The organism is Rubripirellula lacrimiformis (assembly GCF_007741535.1).
GTDB classification, from domain to species: Bacteria; Planctomycetota; Planctomycetia; order Pirellulales; family Pirellulaceae; genus Rubripirellula; species Rubripirellula lacrimiformis.
In genome coordinates this window covers 50960-72598 of record NZ_CP036525.1, presented here as the reverse complement: position 1 = coordinate 72598, position 21639 = coordinate 50960, and the positions used below count along the sequence as shown (strand labels likewise).

General features: G+C 56.8%; 8 protein-coding genes. 2 read left to right on the top strand and 6 right to left on the bottom strand.

The annotated features are described in order from the left end of the window. The first annotated feature begins 146 nt into the window (after positions 1-146). Positions 147-6410 carry a hypothetical protein gene (locus tag K227x_RS00230; protein ID WP_145167415.1) on the top strand — a complete coding sequence of 2088 codons (6264 nt, stop codon included), beginning with the start codon at positions 147-149 and terminating at the stop codon, positions 6408-6410. Positions 6411-6427: 17 nt separating this feature from the next. Here the strand turns inward: K227x_RS00230 and asnB are convergent, their stop codons facing one another. Together asnB and K227x_RS00220 are read right to left on the bottom strand one after the other, a co-directional pair. Continuing rightward, positions 6428-8335: an asparagine synthase (glutamine-hydrolyzing) gene (asnB, locus tag K227x_RS00225; RefSeq protein WP_145167413.1), complete on the bottom strand. Its 1908-nt coding sequence runs from the start codon at positions 8333-8335 to the stop codon at positions 6428-6430. Positions 8336-8422: 87 nt separating this feature from the next. After that, entirely contained in the window at positions 8423-9376 is a 954-nt protein-coding gene (locus tag K227x_RS00220) for an ATP-binding response regulator (protein WP_145167411.1), read from the bottom strand. An 88-nt stretch (positions 9377-9464) separates the two neighbouring features. Between K227x_RS00220 and K227x_RS00215 the strand changes: the two genes are divergently transcribed. Then, entirely contained in the window at positions 9465-11600 is a 2136-nt protein-coding gene (locus K227x_RS00215; RefSeq protein ID WP_145176959.1) for a prolyl oligopeptidase family serine peptidase, read from the top strand. Positions 11601-11637: 37 nt separating this feature from the next. Here K227x_RS00215 and K227x_RS00210 read toward each other — a convergent pair whose 3' ends face one another. The 4 genes from K227x_RS00210 to K227x_RS30085 all read right to left on the bottom strand — a co-directional run bounded on the left by K227x_RS00210 (position 11638) and on the right by K227x_RS30085 (position 21614). Then, positions 11638-12060: a carbon storage regulator gene (locus K227x_RS00210; protein ID WP_145167409.1), complete on the bottom strand. Its 423-nt coding sequence runs from the start codon at positions 12058-12060 to the stop codon at positions 11638-11640. A gap of 122 nt (positions 12061-12182) precedes the next feature. Beyond that, on the bottom strand, positions 12183-13466 hold the full coding sequence (locus K227x_RS00205; RefSeq protein ID WP_145167407.1) for an HD-GYP domain-containing protein: 1284 nt from the start codon (positions 13464-13466) through the stop codon (positions 12183-12185). A gap of 262 nt (positions 13467-13728) precedes the next feature. Further along, the gene (locus K227x_RS00200; protein WP_145167405.1) at positions 13729-14331 is read right to left on the bottom strand and encodes an RNA polymerase sigma factor; all 603 of its coding nucleotides are present in this window, start codon (positions 14329-14331) and stop codon (positions 13729-13731) included. Between the two features lie 29 nt (positions 14332-14360). Beyond that, a complete protein-coding gene (locus tag K227x_RS30085; protein WP_218933656.1) occupies positions 14361-21614 on the bottom strand; it encodes a hypothetical protein in 7254 nt (2417 codons plus the stop codon). Positions 21615-21639 lie beyond the last annotated feature (25 nt).

The following is a 21639-nucleotide window of genomic DNA, read 5'->3' as shown; positions in this document are numbered from 1 at the left end:
TCCACGAAATCGCTGAAATTCAAGATTCGACCCTAAGAAAGCGGGAAGTGGGTCGTTATCTCACTAGACTCGGTGATAAGCCGACCGACCGGAACCGGTCTCTCATCCGCGACCCTTCTCTCTCTATTTCTTCAAGGTGGTCAGCCATGGCGATGGTTTTCCGTTTGCATTGGGCATGTCTTCTGCTCGGTTTTGTCGCGCTGATTTTCGGCACGACATTCAATACTGTTCAAGCGGAACCGATCGGCTGGATCGAGACGTTTGCATTGGCGGACGATCGTGAATCCGTTTTATCGGAACTGATCCCCGGCAGCGACGACTACTACTTTTATCACTGTCTGCACCACCAAACTTCGGGTCAGTTGGAATCGGCCGAAGCGGTGTTGGCCAAATGGCTGGCGGAGAAAAAGGGTCAAGCCACACCGGCGATCACGGCCATGACCGACCGCCAACGACTGTTGACTTACCGCCAATCACCGCAGCGCACGATCGAATACCTGACGCGGCGATTGGGCGTCCGATTGGATCATGCGGCACCGCTGGCACCGAACCAGCGAAAACACCCCAGCGTGCTCGACCCCAAGGTGTTGGATGCAGACGCCCTTATCCGTGACGCGATTCATCACAACCAATCGTTGACCCCGGCCGCCTTGTCGCATTTGGCAAAGCAGTTTCGGACCGGCCAGCAAGCGCAGGCCAGGATCACACTGTCCGCCTTCCTGAATTTGATCCACACACCATCGATCCCCGACTTGGGTCAACTGGTGATCCAGGAACTGAATCAGCGTCCTGCAAAAGCGAAACGATTTGGCGACCGTTCGGCGCACTCCCATCTGACCCTGGATGAACTTCGCCAGATCGCCGCAGACGTCCCCGCCATCGCCAATGACCAAGCCATCGTCCACGCCATCTTGTTGCGACTAAGACCCGATGATGACACCGACTTATCGAATGACCGCGACCAACGTTGGGCCTATCTGAAACGAGTGGATCAGTATGTCCAAACTCTATCGCCTAGCCACCACAGTTTGAAAGCGGCCGCGGCGTTCCGATTGCTCGAGGCCAACTTGGCACATGATGTGTTCGACCGCGAACTGCTGCTCAGGTATCTCCAGTTGCCTCGCCACAGTTCGATCATCCACCCGGTGTGGAGGGACCGCAAAGGTCATCCGGCCACCTTGAACCAGGATTTCATGGACGTCGCTCTGTTGCCGCCGATCGGTGACGAACAATCCGTCGTGCGTACCCACCTGGAACACTTCTTGGAATCGGCTGATTCGACACAGGCCTTCGATGCTTATCTGAAACCCGAATACCTGCGACAAGTGTTTGCGGAAACCAAGTTGATGGCGGGCGAAGGCACGGAATCGGATTGGTACGAAATGCTGTCCAGCAGCCAACGCCAAGCGATCCGCGATGCCGTCGTGCTGCGACTCGCGCCGACCAACCCCGAAACGTTCTCGCCCGATCAACCGATCGGACTGAGCGTCGATTTAAAGAATATCGACGAATTGGTGATCCGGGTCTACCAGATCAATTCAACATCCTATTATCGCACCCACGATGAACCCTTAGACACCGACATCGACTTGGATGGCTTGGTTGCGACCAGCGAGACCAAACTGAAATTCTCGCAGCGATCGGTACGCAGACACCGCCAAGAACTGGCACTGGACCAAATTTCGGGGCGTGGCGTGTGGGTGGTCGACCTGATTGGCAAAGGAGTTCGCGCCCGTGCGATGATCCGCCGGGGGTCGATCAACCATGTCGATACGATCGTTGCGGATGGATTGCAATTCACCGTCTTTGACGAAAACCGGGATCCAATTCCCCAGGCTGCGATGTGGGTCGGCAGTCGTGAATTCCTGGCCGACGATGATGGCCGTATCGTGATTCCTCCGGCTGACCGAAACCGCAGTCGCAAGGTCGTCATCACAGACAACACACTCGCCGATTCGTTCACCCTGGTTCATCGTGAAGAGTCGTATGACCTGGATGCGGCCATCCATATCGATCAGACCTTGCTTCAATCTGGTGGAAACAGCACCGTCCTGATCCGGCCCCGACTTTCCATGATGGGGATGCCGGTCGATCCCGCGATGTTGACGGATGTTTCTGTTCAGATCGATTCAAACGATCTGGATGGGATCGCGTCGAGTCACCATGTCGACGATCTGACGCCCGATCAGCGTGATGAATGGGCGATTCCCATCCGCGTCCCTCCGCGGCTTGCGGATTTGACCGTGACCGTCACTGGAAAGATCGGCTTGCTAAGCCAAGGCAGCGAGCAAACTTTGTCGGCATCACGAACATGGAACATCGCGGGGATCCGACGCACCCGGCAGGTGCATGATGCGTTCCTAACGCGTGACAATGACGCGTATGTGATCGAAGTCCGCGGCCGCAGCGGCGAACTGGTTCCATCGGCGCTGGTTCAGTTGTCGCTAACAACGATTTACTGCGATACTCCCATTGAACAAACACTCGCGTCAGACGACGACGGACGAGTCCAACTGGGACCGCTAACCGATGTCCACAAAATCGGATACAGCGTCGCCGGTGGGGTTCAGCATGAACACCGACGGGACGTTGATCGGTTCGATTGGCCCACTCAGATTCACATCGCCACAGGCGATACCGTCCGGCTACCCTGGCCAACGACCACTGCCAAATCCGCCCGCGATCGATTCCGACTGATCGCGACTCGCGACAATAAAATCCAATCCGACGACAGCGATCGTATGACGATCCAGGACGGTTTTCTAAGAATCGCAGACCTGTCGGCGGGCGACTATCGACTTGTCAACCGAAACACCGGACATGCCATCGAAATCGCGGTGGTGGATGGGCCCGTGCTGGGGAACGTGGCGATCGGGCACAGCCGGTTCCGATCCAAATCACCGGCCAGCGCGTTGTCGATCGCTAGCGTTCAACGTGGTGCGGACGGTTTGACAGTCCAACTTTCCGGCGACATCGGATTAGCACGCATCCACGTTTACGCCAAACGATTTTACGGCCCGCAATCGCCGGCCGCCGCGTTGCATCTAGGAATGCCTCCGCTGACCGGGCGCAGCATCCGATGGGGACGATCGGGGTACGTCAGCGATCTGCGTCTGGGGGACGAATACCAATATGTTCTGCGCCGCCGATACGCGGCCAAATATGACGGCGTCATGTTGCCGCAACCCGGATTGATTTTGAATCCCTGGGAAACCGAACAGACAACGAACACCAGCCAATCGGCGTCAGCTGGGGACGCGGTCCCCAAATCATCGATCGAGAATCCGGCGGCGCGAGCCGATGCCAGCGAATCTCTGGATCGACAGTCGGCGGATCCCACCGGTTCCGATTTTGATTTCCTGGCGGATGCTGGAATGATGGTCGCCAACCTGCAAGCCGACCAGGATGGCAAACTGATCATTCCTGATGAAGTGATCGCGGGCATGCCGATCGTTCAGATCGTCGTTTGTGATCCCGCGACGGTGGTTCAGAAGACGATCACCAGCCCGCTACAGGACGCTGAAACCCGCGATCTGCGGCTGGCCAAAACGTTGGATACCGAACAACCGTTTTCGATGCTGCGGTCGGTCATGATCGCGACACCGGATCGTCCGTTAGATTTGAATAGCCTCGGATCGGCTCAGCTGCAAGTCGTCAGTTCGGTCGCGTCTTTGTTCCAGACCTACCAGACCTTGGTCGATGACGATCGTTTGAAAGAGTTCGCGGTGTTGGCCGACTGGGGATCGCTGGACGACGAACAGAAGCGGGCAGCGTATTCGCGTCTTGCCTGTCACGAACTGCATCTGTTTCTATGGTCTCATGACCGCAAGTTCTTTGACGACGTCATCGCGCCTTTTTTAGCGAACAAGAAAGAGAAACAGTTTGTTGACGACTGGCTGTTGGGCAACGACCTGTCGGATTACACACGTCTGTGGCGTTACAACCGATTGAACGCAGCCGAGCGTGCCCTGCTGGCGATGCGTCTTCCCGAAGTGCGCACCATGATCCAGCGTGAACTTCGCGAAGTTGTCGCCCAACAGGACATTGATTACGAAACCATTCGCGCGGGCGTCGAAGTGGTGCTGCGAGGCAAAATGATGAATATCACCGCCCAGGAATTCGCCTTCGGTGGTAAGGCTGCATTACGCGACTCAGTCGGATTGCACGATCAACCAGCGCCGTCGGCCGAGATCTGGTCTGCCCTTTCGATGCAGCGGAAAGCGGGCCGCGCCGACGCGCCCTCCGTCGCCACCAGCATGTTCCAACGCCGCCGATTGGAACGGCAACCGGCGTTCTATCGCGATCTGGACTCGACTCGCCAGTGGGCTGAAAGCCACTGGGATCATGTCCGATCGATGAACCCCACCACACCGCAGTCCTTGATCAAAACCAATGACTTTTGGGCCGCGTTGTCGAATCAATCCGACGACCAAATTTCAGTATCCAGTGGATTGCTTCGTCCGACCGATTCGCGGCACGCCGCCTTGGTCGCGATGGCGTTCAGTGGTCTGCCGCTGACGGCCGACGATGTCTCCTGGCCGACGGATTCCAATACGCCGTTCAAACCCTCGCACGCCGTCGCGGTGGTGACAAAGCAATTGAAGTCACTTCGCGTTGGCGATCCAACCGGCGGCATCCTGATCGGCAACCAATTTTCATTTGCCGATGGCAGCGACCCAAAAGAGATCCAAGAGTTTGTGGCGGGTGTGGCGTATCGCGGCCAGATCGTGCTTTCCAACCCGAGCTCGCGTTTGCAGACCGTCAACGTGCTGTGGCAACTTCCGCTCGGAAGCCTGCCCGTCACGGGTAGCCAAACCCTGGACAGCCGAATGGTCACCTTGAAACCGTTCGCGGTGACGTCGATTGCCTATGAATTCTATTTCCCACACGCAGGCACCTTCCATCACTACCCGGCAACCGTCGCAGACGGCGAAACCTTGATCGCACGTGCCCAGCCGCAAACGTTCCAGGTACTTGCCGAACCCACCGATGCGGATGCGTCCCAGTGGGAATCGATCGCTCGCAAAGGCGACGCCACCCAAATCGCAGACTTCCTCGCTTCGGCCAATCTTCGCGAAATCGATTGGATGCTGGTCGCCCATCGGATGCACGATCCGAACGTCTACCAAACCATCGTCGCTGTGCTGAAATCAAATCATTTGGCGATCGATCCCTTGTGGGCCTACTCGCTGAAACACCAAGACGACGCGTCGATCGAAACGTTCCTATCACTGAATCCAACCTTGGTCCAATCGGCTGGCCCTGCACTGCGAAGCGAATTGCTTCGCATCGATCCGGTGGAGAGTCAGACGATCGAGATGTTGGAGTACGCGCCGCTGGTGCGTGCCAGAGCCCACCGACTGGGCGATGCCGACGAAATTCTAAACCCAACCTTCTTGGGTCACTACAAACTGTTCCTGCGGACCCTAGCGTTCACACCATCCATCGATTCGCAGCAACGGTTGACTCTGGCACACTATCTGTTGATCCAGAACCGGATCCGTGAATCGATCGCAGCATTCAATCAGATTGACCGTGACGATGTCGTGACCCAATTGCAGTACGATTACATTGACGCCTACCTGGCGATGCACCAAGGTGACCATAGCCGAGCAGCCAAGATCGCAAAATCATTTATCGATCACCCCGTCGCACGTTGGCAGTCGCGGTTCGCCGAGCTGCAATCGCAATTGGATCAGATCCGTGATCTAGCCGGTCGCGAACAAATGGCGTCTTCGGACGATCCCACGGCGCCAGAGTCGGCAATCGATCCAGAATCAGGTGACCTAGCGATGATTGACCGAGAACGCCAACAGTCGGCGGCTTCGCAGGATCAACCCGAAGTGATCGTTCGCGTCGAAGGTGATCGACTTCGCATCGATCATCGCCGTACCCGAACCGCGACGCTGAATTTGTACGGTGTCGATTTGGAATTGCTGTTCAGCAAAGCCCCGTTCGTTCGCGAAGATTTAAGCCGCATGGCGATGGTGCAGCCGCTGGTCAGTAAACCATTGCAGTTCGAAGACATGAACGGTGTAGGCGACTTTGATCTTGGCGATGATCTTCGCAGTCAAACTTTGCTGGTCGAAGTCGTCTGTGGCGCGTCGCGTTCGACGGCACTGTCCTACGGCGGCAAGCTGACTACCTATGTTTCCGAAGCGTTTGGCCAACTGCAAGCGACCGATGCCGATACGCGGGCGCCGATCGCATCGGCCTATGTCAAAGTGTATGCCAAGTATCCCGACGGATCGGTTCGGTTCTACAAGGACGGATACACCGACGCCCGTGGCCGATTCGACTATGCGACCGTCAGCGCCGGTGATGCCAAGGGATCGACTCGATTGGCGATTCTGGTCCTAAGCAACCAACAGGGCGCCACGCTGCATGATGTGGCATCCCCCAATCGCTAAGCACCGAGCGAAATGAATCAGGTCCACTGACGAAGCCACTTTTCTAGGATCAACAGATTCCACAGCCGATACCCGTGGTTCTGTTCGCATGATTCGTGCGAACGGACCAGTTCGGCGACCGCATCTTGTCGAAACATTGACTGCGTTCGCGAATCGCTGGACAGCAACGTGTCATGAACCATCGGCTTCAACTCGTTTCGCAGCCAAGCCGCGATCGGAATCCCAAATCCCATTTTCTTTCGTGTGAAGATCGACGATGGGATCATGGATCCGAACGTATCTTGCAAAATCAGTTTGCCGCGACGACCGCGAAACTTCAAATCAACGGGCAACGAAGCCGCGAATTCGACCACGCGATGGTCCAACATCGGCTGGCGGACCTCCAGCCCATGGGCCATCGATGCGATGTCCACTTTGGTACACAAATCACAAGGAAGGTAGGAAAGCACATCCGACATACTGGCGCGGGTGACCACATCTCGACCTTCACTGCGATTCCAAACCGATTCCAGAAATTCGAACGGGTCATCCCCGGGCAGCGATTCCATGAACCCGTCGGTGTACAGTGACGCTCGTAGCGACTCGGGAAAGATCTGTAACCAATTCAGATAGCGTCGGGCCGCGGGTTGGCCAATCGCTTCGAGGAATCGTTTGCCACGGCGAATGATCGATCGACGTCGGTTCGAATCGGGCAACCGCTGGACCAAACCAATGCCTGGTATCTTTTGAATCGGAAAGATGCGTTGCAATCGTTGGCTTAGCCACAAGGCGCGGTACCGTTCATAACCGGCAAACAGTTCATCGCCGCCGTCACCGGAAAGCGCCACCGTGACTTCGCGTTTGGTCATTTCCGACAGGTACCAAGTCGGGACTGCGGACGAATCACCAAACGGTTCGTCGTAGTGCCAGACCAGTTTGTCGATCACATCGACGGCATTGGGTGTGACTTCGAAACGCTGATGGTTGGTCCCCAAGTGCTTGGCCACTTGAGCGGCGTAACGGGTTTCGTCAAAATCCGCGATCGGAAATCCGATGCTGAAGGTATTGACCGGCACGTCGGATTGCGACTGAGCGATCGCGGTGATCAACGATGAATCGATTCCGCCGGACAGGAACGTCCCTAGCGGCACATCCGACTGCATCCGCAATTTGACCGAATCGGTCAACAATTCGCGTAGCTGTTCTTGAGCCTGGTGTGCGGTGATCGACCGTTGGACCGACGGATCAAAATCCCAGTATCGCTGGACCTTCAGTTCACCATTTTCAAAGATCGCCAGGTGGCCGGGAGCCAGTTTGCGAACCCCTTTCCAGATCGTGCTGGGGTGGGGGATGTATTGGTAGGTCAGAAATTCGTCGACCGCCGCGGGATCGATCTCGGTGCAAGTTCCCGGCACCTCTGCCAAACACTTCAATTCGCTACCGAACACCAATCGTCCATCACGGACGGCATAATAGAGTGGTTTCTGACCGATCCGGTCACGGGCCAACACCATTCGATTGCGGGTCCCATCCCAGATCGCAATCGCGAACATCCCGTTCAGTTGAGCAAAACAATCGGTGCCCAAGTCTTCGTACAGGTGGATGATCGATTCACCATCGCCCTGGGTCGCGAACGTGTGACCGGTCCCCTGCAGCCGCCGGCGCAGAGTTTGATAATTGTAAATCTCGCCATTGAAGACCATCCGAATCGATCCATCTTCGTTGGCGATCGGTTGGCGTGCACCGTCAATGTCGATGATGCTAAGCCGGCGGAACCCCAATCCGATCCCGACCGTATTCCCATAGGCGTCGCGATGCTCGGGATTCAACCAAGTTTGCGAGTCGTTGGGTCCACGATGCGAAATCACGTCCGTCATTTTGGACAACAATTCCGGCGCGATCGCATGACGGGGCTGATGCCAAACCGCGCCGGTAATTCCGCACATCTATTTCTCTCCCAAAGGACTGTTTCGCCTCCAGTCTAACTGCCACATCGTCAACTGATCAGACCACACAGGGCCGGACGGAATCTTTCAGACTGTCGTTGGCTGAGCCGTCGCCGGGGCATGCTGTTTGACCATGATGACCTCGGTGTTGCCCGAACGAAAAATCACATCGTCCATGAAGCTGGTCATCAGCATCAGTCCGCGGCATTGTTCCAGTTCAAAAGATTCCGGCGTGCCGGGGGCGGGAGACATTCGCGTCACTCGGCCGCGTCCATTGTGCCTCACCAAGATCCGCGTGTCGTCTTTGCCAATCGAAAATCGCAATTCAACCTTTCGGCCAGCATAGGGCTCACTGGCTGCCCGGGTGGCCAAGTCGTCCAACGCGGATTCGTCGCCACCCAAATAGCGGCTCAGCAAATCTTCGTCATCGCGGATCTCTAGATTGCCAAAACAAATGGCGTTCAACAGTGCGCTTCGGACCGCCGTCCCCAAACGAATCCGTCGGTTGGTGTTCATGCATCCCGATGCCGCCAACGACTGTACCAAAAACAGTGCGGCAGATTCGATCGACGTGATATCGCTGGCAAAAGTCACGCTGTATTCGTGCAGCCCCTGAGTACCGGAACTCTGAGTACCGGAACTCTGAGTATTGGGGCCTTGATCAAACAGCCGATCCATGGCCGCCATTTGGATTGTCTGGCGAACCACCCGACCGAGTAGTTTGCTGAGCGAATTTTTGGGGACAAAGTCGGTCGCCCCCAGTGCCAACGCGTCGACGGCCAACGATTCGCTGCCACGTGCCGTCACAACGACCGAGGGAAGTTGCGGATAATCGGACGTGATCGCCTTGACCAGTTCTAGACCGTTCATCTCAGGCATACGCAGATCGGTCACCACCAGATCCGGCATTCGTAGGCCAAGTGTCTGGAACGCCAACAGACCGTTTTCAGCGTATTCGACCGTGTGCCCGTCGGTCTGCAAAATGGATTTCATCAGTGCCGCATGGGTCGAACTGTCTTCGACCAAAAGTATTTTGGACATAGGGAAGCTTCTTTCCGTAGGGCCGATGCGGACTATGATCACCACTCAACATTTTACCCCAATTCGAACTGCTACGGGTGCCAACGTGATGCACAACGGACGACCGACACGAAAGACTTCTTCAGCGCAGACCGGTTCAGCCGACCTACCGACACCATCGAAGTGGCGAATCCATCTGCCCGTGTCGTTGCTGTTGACTGTATTCGTCCTGGGATTCGCTTCGCAAGGGATCGCCGATGGTCCGGCCGACAACCAAGCCGGCGAAGTGCGTCCGATTCCGCCGGTGGGCATCGAAGTCGATCCCGAAACAATCCAACAACTTTCGACACGATGCCAAGCCATCCGGACACGATTCATCGGTGTCCAGATGCACAGCAAGGAAGTTGGCGACAGCGCCGCGTCGCTCGCCAGCGAGGTGTTGGTGTTCCCACGCGCAGTCGAATTGGCAATCGAATTTGGCCAGTTCTACAAACCCAAAGAACTCGAACACGCCGAACAACTATTGGACGAAGCCGATCGACGTATCGATGTGATCGCCAAGGGTGGTGATTGGGCTGATGTGGTGGGACTGGGCGATGGTGGTTCGCAACAGTTGATCGTGGGCGGATACGAGTCCAAAATCGACGGTTCGTTTCAACCCTATGGATTGGTCATTCCGGTCGGCTTGACGAAAAACAGTCCGCGACCGCGGCGATTGGACCTGTGGTTCCACGGCCGCGGTGAAACCCAAAGCGAAGTCGCGTTTCTGACCAAGCAATCCAACAACGCCGGCGAATACACTCCGGTGGATACCGTTGTCTTGCACCCCTACGGTCGCTACTGCAACGCGTTCAAGTTTGCCGGCGAAGTCGACGTGCTGGAATCTCTCCAATACGTTCAGTCGCGACTACCAGTCGACCCCAACCGGATCAGCGTCCGGGGATTTTCGATGGGTGGGGCAGCGTGCTGGCAAATGGCAACTCATCATCCGGGACTCTGGTTCGCAGCGAACCCGGGTGCGGGATTCTCGGAAACGCCTGAGTTTCTGAATTTTTTCCAAGGCGAAGACGTCCGCAAGACAGCCCCCGACTATCAGCAAAAATTATGGCCGCTGTACGATAGCCCGCCTTGGGCAGCCAATCTGAAACACTGTCCAACGGTCGCCTACAGCGGCGAAGTGGACCGACAAAAACAAGCCGCTGATGTGATGGAGGTGGCGCTGCGGGATGTTGGAATCGACATGTTGCATGTGATCGGTCCCGATACCGCTCACAAAATCCATCCTGATTCGAAGATCGAAATCGAACGTCGCATGTCGGCACTGGCACGCACCGCACCTTCGAACGTTCCTAGCAGAATCGATTTCACCACGCTAACCCTTCGCTATCACCGGCTTGACTGGGTCGATGTCCAAGGGATGATCGAACATTGGCAACCGGCGACGGTGAAAGCCAATATCGATGCATCGTCGCGCATCCGCGTAACGACCAAAAACGTGTCTCGATTGCGATTTCAATTTGATTCAGGGCAATGGCCCGGTGCAGCCTCTGGCTCGGTCAAAATTGAAATCGATGGATCCACCGTCATCAGTCCGCCGGTTCGATCGGACCGTTCTTGGGACGTGTCGATGGTCCGTCGGGACAAGACTTGGACGACCGCCAAACCCGACGACGATACGGATGAACTGCGGAAGCGGCCGGGTCTGCAGGGCCCGATCGACGACGGGCTGATGGATTCGTTTCTCTTTGTCTTGCCCAGCGAAAAATCCGAAGACCCAATCGTCCAGCAATGGGTCGAAGCCGAATCGAAACATGCAATGCAGCATTGGCGGAAACATTTCCGCGGCGATGTTCGACAGACTTTGGATCGCGATTTGACCGACGAACAGATCGCATCGTCTAGTCTGGTGATCTTTGGTGACCTCCAGTCAAACGAAGTCTTGGCGCGGATCGCCGATCGCATCCCCGTGACGTGGAATCAGGACTCCATCAGCATTGGCGAACAGAAGGTCGCCAAGGCCGGCCACGTGCCGATCATGATCTTTCCCAATCCACTGAACCCCGAACGGTATGTGGTCATCAACAGTGGATTCACTTTCCGTGAATACGACTATCTGAACAACGCTCGGCAAACACCCAAGTTGCCCGACTGGGCACTGGTCGATGTCCGCGACGGTGCCACAACCCAGTCACCAGGCGTCGTCAAATCGGCTGGATTCTTCAACGAACGCTGGCAACCGAAGTAACGATCGGAATCCGATACCCGTTCGAGCGATGAAGCGTTCAGACCGATGATGCGATGGCATAGCTGGACGGGGATTGGCGAACGCTTGCCGCTGGCAAAGCAACCGATCGGAATGATTCGACTTGGTTCAGTTGCTCGATGGCATCCTTGGCGATCGTTCGTGCCGTCCCCCGGTTGGCGGGATCCGACATTTCGGCGAGTGCCAGAATGCTGGCTTCGATCGGCGACATCGGTTCAGGTGCCGTCGCCGGTGGTGGATTGGCAGACGGACGGGAATAGTCGTTTGCTGGATTGCTAGCCGCCGAGCTGTTTTTCACCAGTTCGCCACGCATGATGGCGATCTCACGCGGAGCCTCTACCCCCAACTGAATTCTTGACTTTCCCAAGCCAACAACTCGAACCACAACGCCTACCGACGGAAACTCTATTGTTTCCCCGGTCCTACGAGATACCACCAACATGCCCCGATCCTCCGATACGTGAGACGACTGGAATATTTCCAACCCGGAAAGTGTAGCGGGTAGCCGCAAGCGAAACAACCGTTCACTTGTGCACCTTTGTCACACACCGTTTGAGGCACGAACTATGCCACCTGGGGGCCACGGACGGCACGGACGATCCGGACTGATGTTTGACGCGACAAATTCAACAGTTCGGGTTCGTATTGGCCATGCCGTGGGTCCCAAATCTCGATCACCGGTTGGGCATAGGCTTCGCCGTTGGCACGCACCACACGTGCGATCTGTCGATCGTTCGTTTCGACAAAGGACCCAATTGGAAACATCGACACCGCATGAAGCAGCCCACGAACCGCCTTGGCGTCATAGCAACCCGCCGCGACATCATGCAGAATCGTTTCGATGGCAAAGTACGGCAACAGACCTTTGCGATGCCTGCGATTGGACACCAACCCAACGTAGGCATCGGCGACCGCGGCAATCTTTGCCAGCGGGTGAATTTCGCCGGATCGACGTCCGCGTGGATACCCGCTTCCATTGCAGCGTTCGTGAACTTGGTACGCGACAATACGAGCCGCTTCCGATACACGAACCCCCGGACGCATCAATGCGTCCAGGGTAAAGATGGGGTGCGCAGCCAATTCGGCGAGTTCATCGTTGGATAGTTTTCCACGTTGCGCATGCAGCGGTCGGCTCAGCTGTTTCATCCCGATGTCATGGATCAAACAACCGCTGCCCAAGTCCGACAAACTCGTTTCGTCCAAACCCAACATCATTCCGATCGCGATCGCGATCCCAGAAACGTGCAACGAGTGTCGCGTTGGATAGTCGGTGTCAAAAGGATTCAGCCCCAGACACAAAAACATATCTCTGTCTTCCAGGATCGATTTGATCGACGTGCGACAGACATCCGCCAGCGACTGTTCGTGCGGACCGCCACCTTTCAACAGATCATCGAACGATTCATCCAGACGATGAATCTGTTGCTCGCGTCGCTGTACCGAATACCCCATTCGCGAGTGGTCATAGCGGTCCGACGAAACGGACCCGAATCGCTCTTCGACCGACGTGATTGGGATCTTCAGTTCATCGGCAAAACCTTCGGCAACGATTTGTTCATCGATCGGGATCGTCGCGCGAGTGCTTTTTGATATCCGGACGTAGTCGCGTTGTTCCGCATGGCGGCGCGTTCCTTGAGGCGTCCCGGCTTTCAGCATCGCCAGATCGCGACGGTTCACTACGACCGATTCGATGCCGCGTGCAGCCAATCGTTCGATGAACTGATAGGTGATTCTGATATTCTTGCCCAGCAACTTCGTGCCAGCCGAACTCGGATCAAAAACCGGGGACGACAGAAACGTTCCGACGGATAAATCCGAGATCGAAACACGAGCAAACGAAGCGGACAAGTTGGCACCTTGATTCAGAAGTGGTTCATCGAACCAGCCTCAGCATGTTTGCTGCGACCGGAACGGTGCCCCATTCGAATCCATTCGATCGCGTCAAAATCTGCCCATTTCGACGCGCGAGTCTAGACCTATTCATCGTTTCGAATCCCAACATGGTTGAATCAAAGCTTTCCGCTTGCGATACCAATGGGCCGTTTCGGCCAATCCTGATCGTGATACACCGCACACCCCCAAGGAACCACGTAATCGGCATCGCCCCCGGTCAATCCGGCAATTCTTGCAGACGCGTTCGAATCCTTCTCAAGACTCGCGACTTGGCTTGATAGACGGCGGCCACCGACATTACTAGCGTCGCGGCTACCTGCGATGCAGGCTGCTGCTGGATCGTGGTTTGCAGGAACGCCTGCCAGGTCTTTGGTTCGAATTCGCATTCGACCATCGCAACCACCTGATGCACCAATGCAGCTTCGCTTGATTGGGGGCACACCGTCGATTCCAGACTCTCTGCCTGCTGTTCCATTCGCTGCCATGCGTCAGTCCCGCCGATGGCCGCTTCGCGTTTGGCCTGGTTACGAAAGTGGTCGCGAATGCGATTGCGTGTGATGGTGGCCAACCAGGACCGGAAGCTGCCTTGTTCTTTCTGACGTTCAAAGTTGCCGATGCCTCGTGCTACCGATGCGAACACGTCCTGGACCACGTCTGCGGCATCCGACGACGATACGCCGGATGTTCGGCACCACTGATACACGATCGGACCGAAGGTGGACGCCAAGCGATTCCAACTATCCGGCTGCATCTGCTTGACGCCCATCATCCATTGGGACGACAACGTGGGATGTTCCGGCGGAGGCAAGGGAGCAGTCATGCCCCCATTCTAACCGCGATCCGAGACGTTTAGCGAGCGTCACGCTTGATGTCACGATTCGCTGTGGTGGCAAATGCAAACACGGTCATCAGAGCGAACAACAGAATCAACACCCATGCGGTTTGCCACCACGGGATGCGCCGCTGATGGTCAAAGTCCAGATCGAGTTGCAGGGCAGAGTTTTCGGCGACCTGCACGGTGCGGCTGAACGTGTACACCACGCCCTCTTCGGGAAGACTGATCAAAATCGCTTGCGGAGCCGGATCGGTCGTATGCTGATGTTGAACCAGACGGCCAGCGATCTGTTGCAGAACGGCATTGTCTTCGGTCGTGTTGCCGCGCAGAAGTTCGCTTAGCTGCTGAGGTCGAAAGTTCAGATTGTCCTGCTGCAGGATCGGATTGGTGGCCGCCGCGTCACGTAGTTGTTGGTGGTCCATCGTGGCGCCATCATTGGGCTTGTTGTCCAGATACAAACGTTGACGTCTGGTATTCAGACCGACGATGGCTTGCTGCGTCTGCAGGCTCTGCAACTGCACTCGCGCATCTTCATTGGATGCTGCATCCAAGGCATATCGGTTGGCGACACTGCTGAGCGCCCGCCGCGCTTTGGATTGTTCGCCAGCCTGAAGCAGTTCGTTGGCTTGCTGCAACAGTTCATTGGCTTGCTGTGCCTGAACCTGTCGCTTGCCGCTGACAATGGACAGATACGATTTCCGATCATAAGAATTTTGGTTCGACTGTCGAATCAATTCTAAGTTGCCATCGTTGTCGACCATTTCGAAGCCTTCCGGGGCGACGACATTCCACCGAATGTTCTCCAACGGCACATTCAGTTCTGGACTGGTCAACGTCATTTTTCGCAAACGGTCACCGGTCACCGAATACACAAAGCGAACTGTCGCTGTGCGGTCGTCGATCCCCGGCAGAATATAGAACTGCCATGTGTTTCCACTATCGTCTGTTCGAATCGAGTTCACGCTTTCGCCGTTGACGAAAATATTGAACAGTTCGCCGTTTGGGGGTAAACCGACGGTCAAACTGCTGCGTTGGATCACTTCGACATGGACGTCCACCGCGGTCAACTGGTTTCCGGTGGGCGACAGCACCGTCGTCAACGATCCTTGGGTGACGCGCAGTTTCAGTGCGTCAGCCAACGAATGTCGCTGGACCGTGACGCGAAGTGGATCGACGGGCGTCATGGCTCGCATCGCCAAAGATGGCGAGTTCCGGTTGCCGGCATCACGCAGCGGTTGTGGGATGGTGTTCCAGTCAGTTCGTTGCCAACCCGATGGCAGTGCACCATGGGTCAATTCCAACCGTCCACCGGCACGCACACAAACGTAATAGGAGAGTTGCCGAGTCTGCGGAAATTCGGCCGCAGAGATGACTTCGACACCCTGTTGCCGATCGCCACGACGTTCGTATTCGATCCGAAACTGGATATTTCCAATCACACGTCGTTTGAACTGCACTTCCCAAACATTGGAATCCGGTGCGGTCCGAACCAGATCACTGACCGTGTCGCCGCTGGCACGCAGCGTCTTGATCTCGTCGGGATCCGTGATCGGCAACACCACCTGCAGCGAACGAATCGATGCGTTTTGGACTTGGGCACTGACCAACAACATCGATCGTGTCTGACCTTCCCGCAGGGTGACGTCGTGCAACACTTCGGCCGTGATCCAAGGGTCTAGTTTTTCGATCCCCAGGACCAGATTCCAGTCGCGCTGTAGCAGTCGAAATGCCAACGTTCCCTGTCCTTGTCCGCCCACCGCACGGGGATCGGTTTCGGACACGTTTTGGCGTGTGACCGTTCGCAACCGGATGCCCGTGGTCGGTCGAACGATCATTTCGCCAGTCTGACGTGTGGCTTCGCGCATTTCGAAATGCGGCACTTGCCAATCGCCGGCGTCCGTCGGGGATGTTCCGGACAACGTCATCGAAAAGTTTTGAGCCCCCATCGTCTTGCCGTTCAAATGCAAAATGATGATGCGTTTGCCATCTTCGCTCAGTTCCGCCCAATGGTGCAGTGCGGCACCGGACAAGGTTTCGACTTCCAGCCCCTCGGGCAATGGAAAACTAAGCTGGAACAACCCTGCCCGTGATATTTCGGCGGCGAAGTTGACGGCCAGCACCAATCGTTCATCGCCAAGCGAAAGAACTTGTTGACTGATCACGCGAACCTCGGACTGGACGGGTGTCACGCGCAACGACAGCGTCCCAGTGGTTGCCCCATACCGATACACCCGATGAAGTACCGCTTGTTTGTTCGGCACCAAACTGGCATCAAAGTCGCCAATGTTGACTGCGGACATCCCCTGTGATTCCAATTGTTCCGGTTGGGCATCGGCGCCGAATGCGATAGCAACCAGACCGACTTCGCCACCGGCATCGACCACACGCAGCGGAGAGAGTTCGACGTCGGTGGGAATCGGATCCAGCCCGCGTTGGGTGTCGATGATCACGTCGAACGGTTTGGACATGGCAGGTTCGATTTCCAACATCAACTGTCCATTCTTGGCATCAAACTGCCACCCGCCGATGGGCCCGTCGACCGCACTGACGGTCACACCCGCGGGCACCGTCACCATCAGCGTGCTGACCTGCCCCTGCGACGGCCGAACGTGCAGACGATGGCGACCATCGACGACTCCGGGGCTGGGAAGGTAGACGGTGGACGCTTCGACAAAGAACCGTGTCTGTTCCGTTGTGACATCGCGTGCCTTGGGTTTCAATTGCACGTTGGCATCATCCAGCCCTAACAGCAACTCGGCACGGGTCGTGTCATCGTCGGTTGGGATTGGCATCACACGAACAGCAGCCGGACACAGGATATCCCAGCCCGGCTGGTCGTAATGGACTTGAATCTGTTGAACCGTTGCCGATCCGGTCAACACCGACACACCGTCGGAGACCTGGATCGATTCCAGTTGGTACTGGAACGTCGCCTGATAAGAATCCATCTTGGCCGCCGGGGAGTCGTCATCCTGGGCGGGTTGATCATCGCTGATCGGGATGCTGACCACGTACCCAAGCGCATCGCCGTCCACCTTTGTTTTCGTCAAACGTAAACCGGCACCCTGGAAACCCGTCAGCACTGCGGGGGCACGAAGCAACAAAAAGCGATCGCCCGGTCGCCCGGACACCACGACCGTGCCTTCGCCCCGAAGTCGTTGATCCAACTGGGTCAGGGTCCACTGCTGAGTGATCGAATCCGCCGCCTGCATGCCATCGGGCACCGCCGCCGAAAGTGTTGACCCCGTCAAAGCGAAGGCCACGGCCAACAGCAATGTGGCGGTGACCGATCCGCCCGCCCCGGTCGTATCCGAACCTGTTGCATCTGCCCCTGTTGCATCTGCCCCCGTTGCATCTGCCCCCGTTGCATCTGCCCCCGTTGCTGCGGCCGGTCTATCCGCGCCTCGGTTCGCACTCGACCGCTGCTTGATTTGACCCAGCCAACGCTTTCCTGCTCGCAGTGTCTCCATCGCGGGTCGTACAAACAGCAGGATCAGGATCGCAACCGCGACGATCCCATAGAACCACGGTGCCCCGCCGCCTTGCATCAACACGCCGATCGCGATCATGAACATCCCCAAAAATCGCAAGGCAAACGTTCGCCCCGCCTGTGTCCGATCCAACATCGCCGCTGCGATCGCAACGATTCCCAGCAAACACAACAGCCATCCGGTCCACGAAATGTCCACCAACCACAGCGGCGTATTCTGGACCTGCATTTCCACCGTGTCGCCCGCCGACAACACGGGCAGACTAAGCCGCAGGGGAACTAGCGATCCACTGGATAGCGACGCCCTGCCCGCCGCGGCGACTGAAACCGAAATCGCGACAACGAAACTGATCAGCCCCAACAAACGCCACGCTGCCGATTGATTGCAGGTCCAGATTCCGATGATCGAAAACAAACCGATCAAGAACAACGAAACCATCCCGTTTTTTGCCACCCAGCCGAAACCGGACAGCCGCGTGACAGGCACCGCCGGTGCGACCGTGCCGCCGGTCGGAACCAACAGATGTTTCTCGTTTCCCGTGATCTTCCACAGCGTTTTCAATACGGGTGCATCGACGATCGGCAACGCCAACTTGGGGTTGTCAGCGTCCACCGCCGGCTTGCCCAAACGCAGTCGCACTTCGATCGGAACGTTCGGGTCTGTGCCGCCCGGCAGCGGAATGAATGTCGCACCATCCGCCTGGCGAGCGGTCACCACTTGATCGTTGACCGAAACTTCCCACAAACGCACAGGAGCATCGGGCAATTGGATTTTGAAAGTTCGACGACCGCGAGACTTCACAAAATACAACACATCCGTCACCAATTCACCGTCTTGCGATACACGGCTATTGGCTTCGGAAAATTCGACGACCTGGGTCACCATGGTTCCAGGTTCGAACCAGTTCACTCGCAGCCCCAATTCGAATGGTCGGTCGGTGTACTGCCACGTGCCCAGCGGCGGCGCATCACTCAGCAGACGGAATTCGGCCGGAAGTTCTAGCGGATCCAGTTTCAGCAGGTTGGGCGAAACCGAGTCCGAGTTGATCTCGACCTGCACGGGGCTGACGATCTGGATGTAACCGCGTTCGCCGTTGACATCCAACGGCGTGATCTGACCGGCCTGGAACGAGCCCTCTTTTTGGTCGGGTTTCTCTTCGAAGGTCACCAACAGCGTGGATGCGCCCATCACGGGTTGGTGAAGCGAGACGATCAGCGTGTCGCCGTCACGCCGCCAAGTGCGAACACCTTGCCCGTCCACCATCACATTGCCAAACGACTCGGGCACAGCGACTCGCCACTGCGATACGGGGGCGCCGGTGACGAAGTAGTTGATCAGCGCGCTGCCGTATACGGTTCGCTGGTTCAGCGAGTACAGATGAAACACGTCGGATTGGATGCTGCGTTCCAGTACCTCAATTCGCATCGTCGCTGACCAATCGGGTTCCCGGATGCGAAACGCTTGTTGCAGACCGGGGGTTGGCTTTGGAAAGTACGACAGCGGCTTTTCCACCAACATCTGGCTTTCTTCGATCGCGATGCGGAAACCCGGTGCACCGACGATTCCGATGTTGCCGCGAACGGTCTTGGCGTCCGGGTACACGATGCGTGGCAAGGCCCATTGGCCGGCCGTCGCAGTTTCGCTTTTTTCTAAATGCAACATCACCAATTGACGTCCGCTGACATCGTTGCCGAACATCACCTTTAGATTGCGGCGTCCTTCGACGACCGTAGATGCCGCGACATAATCGGCCACGCTGGCCCCCGTCACGGCGACCACCGAATAGTCGGCCGGAATGCCAAAGTCCCACTCGCGGATCGGCGCTTCGCGAATGTCCAGTTCCACATCAGCATGGATCATCCGGTCAGCCTCGGCCAACTGATATCGGATCAGTTCCGACACGTTGACTTCGGGTTGGATCCGATCGGCGGCAATCGTGAAACCGTGTTCCGCTGCTGGGAAGCGATAAACAAACACTTGGCGTGCATCGGTCGGATCGCCGGGGAATTGATCGGGTGACAGTTGCGCAAGTCCGCTAAGCCCAGTTGGTTCGAACCGCACCGACCCCAGATTGGACAGTCGCAAAAAACCCGAGTAGCGGATCGCATCGATCGGACTCAGCCGCATGCCCTCGACGCGAACCGGAAAAGCCCCCAGCGGTGTTTGGCTACGAATCTGAATCGAACTGGCCCCCTTCATCGGCTGGCTCAGCGTGATCTGTAGGCGGCGATCCGATCCGCTGTCGTCCACTTCCCACGCGACAATGTTCTGGCCCTGCACATCCAGAATCTCGCCGGGACCGCTTAGCAACATCGCCAACGACTTCAATTCACCCTGCAGGACTTGAACGTCGATCTGATGCTCCTGACGCAGCAACCCCGCGCCGACCTTCGCTTCGACGAGGCCCGTGGTGGTGAAGAATAATTTGCCGGTGCCAGCAGTTCGAGCGGCTTTCCATTGCAGATGGGCGCGTCCACCTGCGGGCAGAAACCCTTGCCATGATTGATCGATGCGAACTGGCACCACCCAGTCCTGACCGCGACGGAAATCCAAATCCGGTTCCAGTCCATCCAATGTCAATGGAACCACCGCCCCCGCGGCCACCGTGAAATCCATTTCGCGACCACCGGCATCTGATCTCGCCAGCGCGGCAACAAAATCAAGTGCCACGGGATACCGCCCGGCTTCGCTGAAGACCAGCTTGTAAACCGGATGTCCGTCTTCGGTGGCCAGACGTACGCGATAGTTGGCGTCGCTAGGGAAATCGCTGACCGCTGCGTTGCCCGACAGGATGGTGATCGCCGCGTCGTCGGTGGTGACAACCGCTGTGCCGCGGAACTTGAATTCCATCGACTGGCCGTTGGCGTGGGCCTCGCCTTCCAAAACCGTGTCCACCAACTCGATCGCAGGCGGCGACGATCCGCTGTGGTTCAGTTCGATCTTGATCTGACCGCCCGTCGATGATTGAAATCCGATCGCCCCATCCGATGATTCCAGCGACACGAATCCTGTGACATCCATCACCTTGCCTTCTACCTTGGATCCGTAATGAACCATGACCTTGGAATCGAATCCCACCGCTTCGCCAGGTGCCAAATGAGTCAGCAGGATGGTGGTCGGTCGGTCCAAGTCAATCGGTGCCGATTGCAGTGTGACCACCACGTTTGTTTCGGTAACACCATCGCCAAGATGCAGATCAAGGAACCGCTGGTCCGCCGCCTGCCGCACCGACCATGATTTCAGATCGGTGCCTTCCACCTTGGTCACCCGTCCGTCGCCATAGATTCCTAAACTGAGTGTTTTCGCTGCACCCTGGATCACGTTGATCGCCAACTGCACCACCTGGTCCACGTCTTCATCGCCAACGGTAACGTCCGCGTCCGATTTCGCCGTGAAGTAAACAGGCGGCTCGGGAAGGTGGCCTCGCGCTTCGATGACGATCACCTCAGTGCCATCGGCGCCGATGGAGCTGCTGATTTTGGCTTGCCCCGAACCCTCCTCGCTTTTGCCCTCGTCTTTGTCATCGGCACGCACCGGATTCATCAGACCAGCTAGACACAAAAGCATGACCGCGGATAAACCACGGAGTGATCGGCCGAAGACTGGGAATTTTGTCGTCATCATGGTCAGTTTCTCTTGGAGTGTGCGACTCTGCATCGTCGTAACCATCGACGGGATCGACTTGCGACCCTGTCGTTTTGTATCGCCGGCGTAAGGAACGTTGGAACAATCGCTGACGTCCTGGATTTCGCCAAAAATCCGTGTGGGTGAAGGCATTCGGGCGAATCCCGCTACAACGACC

Excerpts from the sequence above, each read along its gene's own strand:
- K227x_RS00230 (WP_145167415.1), top strand. The coding sequence starts at position 147 with ATGGCGATGGTTTTCCGTTTGCATTGGGCATGTCTTCTGCTCGGTTTT.
- asnB (WP_145167413.1), bottom strand. The coding sequence starts at position 8,335 with ATGTGCGGAATTACCGGCGCGGTTTGGCATCAGCCCCGTCATGCGATC.
- K227x_RS00220 (WP_145167411.1), bottom strand. The coding sequence starts at position 9,376 with ATGTCCAAAATACTTTTGGTCGAAGACAGTTCGACCCATGCGGCACTG.
- K227x_RS00215 (WP_145176959.1), top strand. The coding sequence starts at position 9,465 with ATGCACAACGGACGACCGACACGAAAGACTTCTTCAGCGCAGACCGGT.
- K227x_RS00210 (WP_145167409.1), bottom strand. The coding sequence starts at position 12,060 with ATGTTGGTGGTATCTCGTAGGACCGGGGAAACAATAGAGTTTCCGTCG.
- K227x_RS00200 (WP_145167405.1), bottom strand. The coding sequence starts at position 14,331 with ATGACTGCTCCCTTGCCTCCGCCGGAACATCCCACGTTGTCGTCCCAA.
- K227x_RS30085 (WP_218933656.1), bottom strand. The coding sequence starts at position 21,614 with ATGCCTTCACCCACACGGATTTTTGGCGAAATCCAGGACGTCAGCGAT.